Raw genomic sequence first — 11,027 nt, 5'->3', positions numbered from 1 at the left:
CTTCTTTTGAGTTATCCTAGTTTGACTTAGGATTTTTCTTTTCTTATGTATTTTTGTTCAGGTACTAATTGTCTGTCAAAATTCTTCAAACTATTGATTTGTCTAGGTTCTGGGCGTCGTCTCGGGGTTCGTTTCCCTCAACCGCGCATTTACCAATGTATATCTCCTAAATATAAAAGTCAACCCCCTTTCCCAACTTTTTTCCCCTTTTTTCTCTTTTTTGTCCAATTTCTTTTCCTGAAAGTCTCTTGTGATATGGTGTTTGAGCAGATAATTTTTTTTTAGGGAGTAATGAAAATATTGTGTCTTTAAATTTCCAGGAGATTGTAGCGACTCTTAATTCCTTTTGGAGCGATCGCGGGTGCTTCATCGCACAACCTTACGATACAGAAAAGGGTGCGGGAACCATGAATCATCATACTTTTTTGCGTGCTATTGGCCCGGAACCTTGGTCGGTTGCCTATATTGAACCTTGTCGCCGACCCACTGATGGACGTTATGGAGAAAATCCCAATCGAGTTCAACATTATTTTCAGTATCAGGTACTGATTAAGCCTTCTCCAGACAATATCCAAGAAATTTATCTTGATTCGCTGCGTGCTTTGGGGATTAAACCAGAAGAGCATGATATTAGATTTGTAGAAGATAACTGGGAATCTCCCACTTTAGGTGCTTGGGGAGTAGGTTGGGAAGTATGGTTGGATGGCATGGAAGTGACTCAATTCACCTATTTCCAACAATGTGGCGGTATTGACTGTTGCCCTGTCTGTATTGAAATTACCTATGGATTGGAGAGATTAGCGATGTATCTTCAAGACGTAGATGGGATTAATAAGATCCAATGGAACAATGCTCTCAATTATGGTGATATTTATCTTCAAGGGGAGATCGAGCAATGTACCTATAATTTCGAAGCTTCTGATCCTGACTTATTGTTCAGTTTATTCAGTCTGTACGAGAAAGAAGCAACTCAGCTAATTGAGCGCAAGCTCGTAATGCCTAGTTTGGACTATGTTTTAAAATGTTCTCATTCTTTTAATTTATTAGATGCGAGGGGCGTGATCGCTGTTACGGAAAGAACTCGTTATATCGGCAGAATTCGTAATTTGGCCAGGAAAGTAGCTCATTTGTACTTACAGCAAAGAGAACATCTTGGGTTTCCGCTAAAGGTTGGCTAGACGAAAAAATTTATTGTCATGCAATGTTAATCAAAAATGTAGGGATATTTAAATATATACTGCTAAGATTCTCTTGTTAAGAATTGTTACGGAAAGAAAATGGTTGAGAATCTAACGGAATCATTGAAACCCATTGCAGATTGGTTTGCTAGTTTTGGGCTGCCTGATATTGTGGTTCATTGGGGACATCCTCTGATGATGGGTATTGTGGTTTTTGTCATGGGGAGTGTCGTCGGCTTGTCAGGATGGCGGAGTCGTCAACTTAAAGATACTGATATTGAGAAGGCAACTACGAACAAAGCAAAGCATCGCCAAATTGCACCTTTAATGTTTATTTTTCTAGCTTCTGGTTATACAGGTGGAGTTTTGTCTATGGTGATGCAGGAGCAAAATATTTTGGAAAGTCCACATTTTTGGACAGGTTCAATTGTTTTGAGTTTACTAACTATTAATGTGGTTTTATCTGCTGCTGGATTCATTGGCAATAAATCTGTTCTTAGAACAATTCATGCTTATGTAGGAAGTCTGGCTTTAGCTATTATGGTGATCCATGCTGTATTGGGCGTAAAACTCGGTTTATCTATTTAGTGAGATTATTCTCTTAGCGGAGCTAGAAACGACATACGGCAATTATCGGAAAGAGAGTATTTTATTGACTCCTTTCTGAAATGCTTATCGATGAAATTCCCTAATTTTGCAATTTTGTACGTACGTTAACTTAAATGACTATCTGGCAAAGCGATTTCTATCACTATCCTAAAATAGAACCTCAATGGCAATTAGTCATTTGTAGTTCTGATGGAAAGTTAATCCATGAGACTAACTGTTCTGCTGCGCAAGTTAATGCAAAATGGTTAACAAAACAATTGCAACAAGCAGCCCAGGGAAAATTGCCTACTAAAATTCAGGTTTTTCGGCCTCAAATAGTTGGATTGTTCGAGATAGCAACTCAAGAGTTGGGGATTGAATTAGAAACTACCCGAAGAACGAATGCCTTAAAAGAAAAGTTACAGAATTATTCGCCGATAAACTCAAAAGATAAATCAAAGAATAACAACTCATTTGACGTAGAAAAACCGCCGCCGCAAGGTGTTCCAGAAGACCTGTGGGGAGAGAATTGGAATTTTATCAGTATGAGCGCAAATGATCTTATTAATTTTACTGGCGATCGCCCGATACCGATTAAATTCGCTCCCGAATTTTTAAACCCTATTAAGCTAGGTATTGCCTCAGATGCTTTAATCCCCGGAATAGTGGTTTATGGCGGCCGAAAGTCTATGGTCTTAGCTCGTTGGTTAGATCAACAAAAGCCCGTAGCCTTAAATTATATTCCTACTGAAATAGGCAAATCTGGGGGATTGGTATTAGAATCTGGATTAGTCGATAGATGGATTTTTGCAACTTTTGAATCGGAAGCGATAGCTCAAGCCGCAAGGAGTTATGAGCAACGCAAACAAGATAGCAAGGGATTGCATTTTCTATTAATACAACCCGATGATTCAGGGATGACGAATACAGGAATCTGGCTTTTAACGTGATTTTGCCAGTTTAAAATGTCAAGTATTGTTAATTTAATAAAGTTGTCCAGTTAACATAATTTTGATTGATTCTCCAGCAGCGATAGATTTTTGCCCGATTGGGATCATAGCTAAAGCATTGGTTTGAGACAAATTAATGAGATTACCTGAACTATGACTACCAGTGGCCAAAGAAAATTCTGGCACGCCTCCTACTAGGTTTAAATTGCCCCATAAATAAGTTTCTCTGGTTCCCCCAGAGCGCAATTCATTTTTAGTGGTTGCGTTAATAAAAGTGGGCTGCCAGTTATGTTTTAATCCTGAGAGTTTTTTGATGGCAGGTTGGACAAACCGCCAACAACTGACTAAAGCTGAAACTGGATTTCCTGGAATGCCAAAATATAGACAAGAATTGTCAAAACTCGCTACAGTTAGGGGTTTTCCCGGTTTTACTGCTACGCTGCGAATCTGGATTTGGCCTCCCAACTCTTCCAAAATTTCGTCTATATAATCGTAATCACCTACAGAAACCCCTCCAGTAGATAAAACAATATCTGCTTCTGCGATCGCCTGAGCCATAGCTTTTTTCAGCTTGTCTGGTTGATCAGGGACAATTCCTACAAAGATGGGAATCGCATCATTACTGCTCACAAAACTACCTAGGGCATATTGATTAGAATCTACTATTTGTCCCGGTTGGAGGGAGCTATCGGGAGTAACCAATTCGTCGCCTGTAGATAAAATAGCTATGCGAGGACGACGGTAAACCTTCAGCTCGCTATATTGAGCGGTAGCTAGGATGGCAATATCTGGTGCATCTAAAGCTATTCCAGGTTTCAACATGGATTCGCCTGCTTGGTAAAAAGAACCACGATGCCTAACGAATTGCCGTGGTTGCGGGGAAACAGAAATTGTGACCAAATTACCATTACGTTGCGTATTTTCCTGAATCACAATGGTATCTGAACCTTCTGGCAACATGGAACCCGTAAAGATACGGGCCGCTTGTTGAGATGAAATTGTTTTTTGGGGAACCGAACCTGCGGGGATCTCTTCGACAACTTCTAGAGTTACAGGTGTTTCCACAGAAGCTTTTTGCACATCTTCATAACGAACAGCATAGCCATCCATAGCGGAGTTATCCCAATAGGGAAAATCTAATTTACTGCTAATGGATTGGGCTAAAACCCTTCCTCCAGCTGATTTGAGATTAACTATTTCTGAATCTTGTTGAATATTTAACGGCTCAAGTAAATTGAGGATTATTTGTTCTGCTTCTTGGGCTGGCAACATAAGTTTTTCAAGATATCATGTATATCATACGGATTAAAGATATTAAAATATATATCTAAATGATTTATTCAGAGCGCAGCTCTGGAGCAGTTAGGCTATCAAACCTAAAACCTAACATCTATAATCTAAAAACTAATTTAATCATTGTTTGATACCTGAATGGAGTCGCTGTTAGGGAAGATCCTAAAAAATCAATATTATATATCTCGCCAGTTAGCGCACAAAAACTATTGGACTATTTATCTTGCAGAAGACCGAACCGCTTCTCTGGGACCACTTTGTGTTGTTCAAAGATTAAGAACTCAGATAGAAGCAAAATTTTTAAAAACTCAGGCTGGTAACAATCTAAGGGAAAGTTTGACCTTAGAGCTAATGAAGCTTAAGCAGATAGATCATCACCCGCAAATTCCTGAAATAAGAGATTTTTTTATTATTGATCGGGATTTTTATTTTGTTAGAGATTTTATTGTTGGGGAGACTTTAGCAGAAGAAATAACTCGTCATATATTAACAGAAGCTGAAATTATTTCCTTGATGAAGGATAGCTTACCATGCTTGGGTTTTATCCATCAGAAAAATATGCTTCATCTCAATATAAAACCTTCTAATATAATTCGTCATCAGGAAGATGGCACAATATTTCTAACTGGTTTTGGTTCCCTCAAGCGAATGATAGAAGATAATAATTTACAACCTAAATTTTTAACCAGACAGTATTTAAAAGATCAAGAATTCACAGCTCCAGAGCAATTACAAAATAATCCAGTAGTTGCCAGCGATATTTATGCTTTAGGGAAAGTAGCAATTTATGCTTTAAGTGGCAAAAAAGATAATAAAATCGCAATTAATAACCTGGATAACTTTGCCCGTTCAGCAATTAAGGATTTAAAAAATAATCAAGAGATTAGTATTAGTTCTAAGTTGGCCAATGTCTTGGACAAGATGACCCGCGATCGCCCCCAAGATCGCTATCAATCTGTAACTGAAGTTTTACAAGACCTAGAACAAGAAGAAAATGTCGTTGTTTTCCCACCTCCTTTTGATGAGGAAATGGTTGAAAAAAGAGATTTATCGGCAATTGGGACGAAGAGCCGAAAACATGTTACTCAGGCAAAGCAAGAAACTCGCAAAACTTCTAATTTAAGTTTTTCAACTTTCAAACCATGGCGCATTTTTATCATACCTTTAGTTATAAGTTTATTTCTTGCCACAATTTTGCTGAGGAATATAACTAAATATCGTAATTTCGTAGACTATAACAATGAAATCCATGAAATATCTTTTAAATATCCTAAAGATTGGTCTCTTGAAGAGCTAGATGACCCAATTACCGGCGATATTTTGGTTTTAACATCTCCCGCAGAAGATGGCTTTGATTTATTTCAAGAAAAAATTTATTTATCTATCGATGAGTTGCCCGAAGATGTTAATAACTTAGACTTGTATAGTCAAACTATGTTCAAAAAAATTCAAGCGCAGTTGGAGCCAAACACTGTAATTTACCAAGGGGAGATCGATAAGTTAGATGGAATGAACGCTCGATCTTTAATGTATCTTAGGCAAGAAGATGCCAAATCTTTACAGCAAATGGAAATTTTTACAGTCAAAGGCAATCGTGCTTACGTCTTTACCTATGTAGCAGAAGACATTAAATATCAAGATTTTTTACAGGTAACTAAAAAGATTTTGGGTTCTTTGAAAATAAGAAACACGACAATAAGCGAGCAGCAAGAAAAAGGACAATAAGAATTACTTATCTAACCTGGTACTTTATCTTACTCATCAGAAAATTTGTCGTTCATAATGGCGTGCAAAGCAAAGTAATCAACTCTTGTGATATATAATTTAATTCTCGCGGAAAGCGATCAATTACAAAATCTAACTAAGAACCAACAATGCAATTTGGTAGTAGTCAAAAAAATATCCCTGAAGAGAAATGGCGATGGCAATTAGATAATTTTGTCGATGATCATGAACAAAAATTGGCTGCTTTAGCTTGGGGACTGCAACAGGAATGGGAGAAGCCCGATGATATTTTGGGAATTGATATCAAACCCCAACCTCATTTTGTGGCTTGTACAAAAGAATCTTTAGAAAAGCTCAATAAGAGAACTAAAGGACATATCCAGGAAATATTAGGTTTAATTGACGGTTATCAACGAGAGCAAGAGGTTTTGATTCTGGCTATTGGGGATGGACAAGTTAAATTATTACATTTTCAACCTCAAACCAGTCCTCCTGAATGCTTCCTGGCAGAGAATAAAGATATTGATGGTTTAATTACTTTTCTCGAATCAGCTTTGGCATTAAACATTGAGCATTGACCATATAGGTATTAATAATTTTCCCCCATCCTGAGGGCGACGCGAAGCTAGTACTTTAGTGCAAGTAATTTTTAATTTTTAATTTTCCATGTCTTTAGTTTCTCCTGTAATATCTCTGCCTGATGAACTGTCACAAAAGTCGGTTAAACTAGGAATTATGGCTTCTGGCAGTGGCACAAATTTTGAAGCGGTGGCACAGGCGATCGCGGACAAGCAGCTAAATGCAGAGATCAAAGTGCTAATTTATAATAATCCCCAAGCCAAAGTAAAATCTCGTGCCGAAAAATGGCAAGTTCCCAGCGTATTAATCAATCACCGAGAATATCGACAACGCGAAGCATTAGACCAAAAGATTGTTAACACCCTCCAAGAGTATGATGTGCAGTGGGTAGTTATGGCGGGTTGGATGCGAATTGTCACCAAAGTTTTACTGGATAATTTCCCCGATCGCATTATTAACATTCACCCTAGTTTACTGCCTAGTTTTAAAGGAATTAATGCCATTGAGCAAGCTTTTAGGGCTCAGGTAAAAATTACTGGTTGTACTGTTCATTTAGTAAATCTAGAAGTAGATAGTGGACAAATCATTATGCAAGCTGCTGTCCCAATTTTGTCTGATGACACATTGGAAACTCTTCATGCTCGAATCCAAGTCCAAGAACATCTGATATTACCTCAAGCTATCAGTTTAGCTGTGAATAATTGCCCTGATAACTGAATGACTGAAATGACTTCCCAAACCATCGTCGTGAAAATTGGCACTTCCAGTTTGACTCAAGGAACCAGTAGCAAAATCGCGATCGCAACCATTGCCTCTTTAATTGAAACCTTGACTGAGCTGCGGTCATTAGGTCACCGTGTCGTATTAGTATCTTCTGGCGCAGTAGGCGTTGGTTGTGCCAGACTCAATTTGGCTGAAAGACCTCGAAAAATGGCTCTTAAGCAAGCTGTTGCGGCAGTTGGGCAAGGTAGATTAATGCGGATCTATGATGATCTTTTTAGCAATTTGGCCCAACCGATCGCGCAAATTCTCTTAACCCGTCGGGAATTAATGGATCGCAATTGCTATGTTAATGCCTCTAATACCTTTCAAGAATTACTCGATTTAGGAGTGATCCCGATAGTAAATGAAAATGACACGATCGCAGTTGACGAACTGAAATTTGGCGATAATGATACCTTGTCAGCTTTGGTCGCTAGCTTAATCAAAGCTAATTGGCTGTTTCTCCTCACAGATGTAGATCGTTTATATTCGGCTGATCCTCGGACAGTACCTGACGCTAAACCAATTGAATTGGTGTCTAATCAGGACTTTAAACAATTACAGGTTGAAGCAGGCGGCAGTGTTTCAGGATGGGGCACAGGGGGCATGGCGACCAAACTCGCAGCAGCTCGAATTGCCACTAGTTCGGGGATTACAACGGTAATCACTCAAGGGAAAAAACCCCAAAATATTTTGAAAATATTACAGGGAGAAGCCTTGGGAACTAGATTTGAACCGCAGCCGCAAACTGACAATGCACGCAAGCGCTGGATTGCCTATGGTTTATTACCGATGGGAAAATTATATTTGGATGAAGGTGCAGCTCATGCGGTGATTACCCAGGGAAAATCTTTATTACCCGCAGGAATTCTCAAAGTTGAGGGAGAATTTATCGCTACCGATGCCGTTCAAATATGCGATCGCCAAGGACAAGAAATTGCTCGTGGCTTAGTAAATTACAGTAATCTAGAAGTAGATCAAATTAAAGGCCAGCATTCGGAGAAAATTTCTTCTATCTTAGGATATAACGGCGTAGATACGATTGTTCATCGTAATAATTTGGTAATTGAAGATTAACGGACTTATCTGGAAAATCTACTATCTAAAACCTAACACCAGTCTTTGTGAGCAAATAAATTGACGAGCGACCCCGCGGAATTTTCACTTGCGTAGTTTTACCCGAAGGGTCTCCACAAGATAACGTACGAGTGGCCAAGTCATGTAAAGTGATGATGAAAATGACAGTAAATTGATAAATTTATGTCACAATGAGCTATGGAATAATCACTTATTAAGGATGAGTCAATTTAATAGCGACAATATTGAAACTAAGAATTTGACTCAGCTACCTAGCTCGTTTGAAGAAGCGGCCGCAATGGTTAAGAAATTTGCTCTCTTGGAAATCCAACAGGAAAGCGAACAAAAACAATTGTATTATCACAGTTGCGATCATGCTTACGCTGTTCAAAAAAGAGCAGACATTGTTTTTAAAGCGATTGAACCTTTTGTCTCAGCAGAGTGCCCAGCATCAATTACTCGACTCAAACATTTAATTGACATTTGCGCGATCGCTCATGACATGGTGCAGGAATTTTTGCCTAATACAGAAGTTCATACTTCTAGAAAAAGACAACCTGGTGTTAGTGAAGCAGCAACAATTGTTAAACTAATTGAATATATAGAATTAATTAATAGCAAGAATAATAATGTAATATTTACTGATTCAGATATCAAAATTATTCGAGAATCTATCACGGCAACGATTTGTTTATATGATATTGAAGATAATTCTATTTATCAGCCTTACTTATATTCTACTAATAAAGAAATATTATTATCAGCTAGAATAATGGCCTTAGCAGATATAGGCTCATTAGGAATAGAAGGAATCAATGCTTATTTTCAAGAAGGAAACCTGATCTTTTTAGAGGAAAACCCCGATATAGTTCCGATTATTGCAGCTCAAGAGTATCTTAAGCAACCAGAATTAGCAGAGAGTTTAAGACAAAGACTTTTACAAAGAGCAAGGTTTCAGGTCAACTTTGCTAAAGGAAGAGAAGCTAGATTCTTGAGGGAAGTTTCAGGATTACCCCCAGGTGCTATCTCCATTTTAAGAAATGAAGTCTTTAAGTTTTTAAATCACGAGACGATTAGCACAATTGAATCAATGACTCCTACTTCAGACAATACGGAATTGACAAAATTAATTGATTTTTTTGCCCTCAAGAAGTTAATTACAGAGTAGTGCCGCTGGAGTGAAGTAATAAGTCATGAGTAATGAGTAATAAGTATCCCCATAAATCAACAAGTCGTGTGAAATAATTATCGAGTACAGAATAATGCAAGAGAAACAGCAATTACAAGATAATGTCGGATTCCCAAGCAGTTAATAACGCCGTAGCCCAACTTTATAACACTTACCCCTTTCCTCCTGATCCTTTGACTGATGACACTCCTCCAGGCTATAACTGGCGCTGGAATTGGATTACAGCTTACAATTTTTGTACAGGACAAAAGCCACCACGACAGGATATTCGTATTTTGGATGCTGGCTGCGGGACAGGTTCAGGTACAGATTATTTAATCCATCTCAATCCTGAAGCAGAAATAGTTGCAGTTGATTTGAGTGAAAAAGCCTTGGCCGTTGCGCAGGAAAGATGCCAAAGATCTGGGGTGATTGATAAACATAGTAAACCTGTAACCTTTCACCATCTGAAATTAGAGGATGCGGCGGAGCTGCCTGGGGAATTCGATTTTATTAATTGCGTAGGAGTTTTGCATCATTTACCCGAGCCAGAAAAGGGCATAAAAGCTTTAGCTAAAAAATTGGCACCTGGGGGATTGTTCCATATCTTTGTCTATGCAGAATTAGGACGTTGGGAAATTAGCCTCATGCAAAAAGCGATCGCTCTGTTACAAGGAGCCAAAAGAGGCGATTACCGTGATGGAGTTAAAGTTGGACGAGAGATTTTTGCCAATTTGCCTGAGCATAATCGCATTCTCAAACAAGAAAAGGAAAGATGGTCTCTGGAAAATCATCGTGATGAAGCTTTTGCCGATATGTATGTTCATCCCCAAGAGATTGACTATAATGTGGAGACTTTGTTTGAGTTGATTGATGCTTCTGGCTTAGAGTTTGTCGGCTTTTCTAACCCCAAATTCTGGGAATTGGAGCGAATTATTGGTAAGTCCGATGATTTGATGACAAGAGCTAAGGATTTAAGCGATCGCGAATTGTATCGTCTTATAGAATTACTTGACCCCACGGCAACTCATTACGAATTTTTCTTGACTAAGCCTCCTTTGACTAGAGTTTCTTGGTCAGATGATGAAACTTTGTTGAAAGCAATTCCTGAGCGTCATTCCTGCATGGAAGGCTATCCTGGCAAAAACTTTTTTAATTATGATTATCAGATGGTAACTATCTCAGATGCTGAACTTGATTTTTTACAAGCTTGCGATCGCAATTCGGAATCTCAATTAACGGTAGCTGATCTATTGAAAGATAAGGATCTAGGATTAGCAGAAGTTCGTTCTCTCCAGGAAAGACAGTTAATAATACTGGGTAGTCTATAAGCAAACTTAACCGCTTTAAATTAAAAACAGAAGAATGAAGGCAGAAGGGATAAGTTAGAAGTAGTTTTATCCTTCTGCCCTCTGCCCTCTGCCTTCAAGGGCGAAGCCCCGTTAAAAGATGCGTATCTAAATCGGATTTAGTATAATAGGGCTTGCTGGAAAAGATGAAAAGTAGAGCCAAAGAAGGCTACAGAGATCTCAAGGGAAGAAAAAATGAGGGTCAATGGACGGAAAAGCCTTAAAATTGGTGAAATCCCCTTGCACTAAATAAGCAAGAACAAATGTACTATAAATCACCTCAGACTTCCATTACGCCAGAAAAGTTTGAATTACCTGTTTCTGCTAAATTATCATTAGAGAATCGTTGGGTAATCAT

At 38.5% G+C, this 11,027-nt stretch carries 10 protein-coding genes; 9 read left to right on the top strand and 1 reads right to left on the bottom strand.

Annotation, left to right across the window (positions count from 1 at the left end):
- The first annotated feature begins 302 nt into the window (after positions 1 to 302).
- From glyQ to XEN7305_RS01435, 3 genes are all read left to right on the top strand, one after another.
- The gene (gene glyQ, locus XEN7305_RS01445; protein WP_006507540.1) at positions 303 to 1,178 is read left to right on the top strand and encodes a glycine--tRNA ligase subunit alpha; all 876 of its coding nucleotides are present in this window, start codon (positions 303 to 305) and stop codon (positions 1,176 to 1,178) included.
- 99 nt (positions 1,179 to 1,277) lie between these two features.
- On the top strand, positions 1,278 to 1,766 hold the full coding sequence (locus XEN7305_RS01440) for a DUF4079 domain-containing protein (protein ID WP_006507539.1): 489 nt from the start codon (positions 1,278 to 1,280) through the stop codon (positions 1,764 to 1,766).
- 134 nt (positions 1,767 to 1,900) lie between these two features.
- A complete protein-coding gene (locus tag XEN7305_RS01435; RefSeq protein WP_006507538.1) occupies positions 1,901 to 2,716 on the top strand; it encodes a Tab2/Atab2 family RNA-binding protein in 816 nt (271 codons plus the stop codon).
- A 33-nt stretch (positions 2,717 to 2,749) separates the two neighbouring features.
- Here XEN7305_RS01435 and glp read toward each other — a convergent pair whose 3' ends face one another.
- A complete protein-coding gene (glp, locus tag XEN7305_RS01430) occupies positions 2,750 to 3,988 on the bottom strand; it encodes a gephyrin-like molybdotransferase Glp (protein WP_006507537.1) in 1,239 nt (412 codons plus the stop codon).
- Between the two features lie 159 nt (positions 3,989 to 4,147).
- Here glp and XEN7305_RS01425 point away from each other — a divergent pair, with 159 nt between their 5' ends.
- From XEN7305_RS01425 to XEN7305_RS01400, 6 genes are all read left to right on the top strand, one after another.
- Positions 4,148 to 5,734 carry a serine/threonine-protein kinase gene (locus XEN7305_RS01425; protein ID WP_006507536.1) on the top strand — a complete coding sequence of 529 codons (1,587 nt, stop codon included), beginning with the start codon at positions 4,148 to 4,150 and terminating at the stop codon, positions 5,732 to 5,734.
- A 149-nt stretch (positions 5,735 to 5,883) separates the two neighbouring features.
- Positions 5,884 to 6,312: a hypothetical protein gene (locus tag XEN7305_RS01420; RefSeq protein ID WP_006507535.1), complete on the top strand. Its 429-nt coding sequence runs from the start codon at positions 5,884 to 5,886 to the stop codon at positions 6,310 to 6,312.
- An 88-nt stretch (positions 6,313 to 6,400) separates the two neighbouring features.
- Positions 6,401 to 7,030 carry a phosphoribosylglycinamide formyltransferase gene (gene purN, locus XEN7305_RS01415; RefSeq protein ID WP_006507534.1) on the top strand — a complete coding sequence of 210 codons (630 nt, stop codon included), beginning with the start codon at positions 6,401 to 6,403 and terminating at the stop codon, positions 7,028 to 7,030.
- Entirely contained in the window at positions 7,031 to 8,152 is a 1,122-nt protein-coding gene (gene proB, locus XEN7305_RS01410) for a glutamate 5-kinase (protein WP_006507533.1), read from the top strand.
- Positions 8,153 to 8,372: 220 nt separating this feature from the next.
- Entirely contained in the window at positions 8,373 to 9,320 is a 948-nt protein-coding gene (locus XEN7305_RS01405) for a hypothetical protein (protein ID WP_006507532.1), read from the top strand.
- A gap of 122 nt (positions 9,321 to 9,442) precedes the next feature.
- On the top strand, positions 9,443 to 10,651 hold the full coding sequence (locus tag XEN7305_RS01400) for a bifunctional 2-polyprenyl-6-hydroxyphenol methylase/3-demethylubiquinol 3-O-methyltransferase UbiG (RefSeq protein WP_006507531.1): 1,209 nt from the start codon (positions 9,443 to 9,445) through the stop codon (positions 10,649 to 10,651).
- Positions 10,652 to 11,027 lie beyond the last annotated feature (376 nt).

It is taken from the genome of Xenococcus sp. PCC 7305 (genome assembly GCF_000332055.1).
Taxonomy (GTDB): Bacteria; Cyanobacteriota; Cyanobacteriia; order Cyanobacteriales; family Xenococcaceae; genus Xenococcus.
Note: the sequence above shows the minus strand (reverse complement) of the source record. Positions and strands in the feature narration are given on the sequence as shown.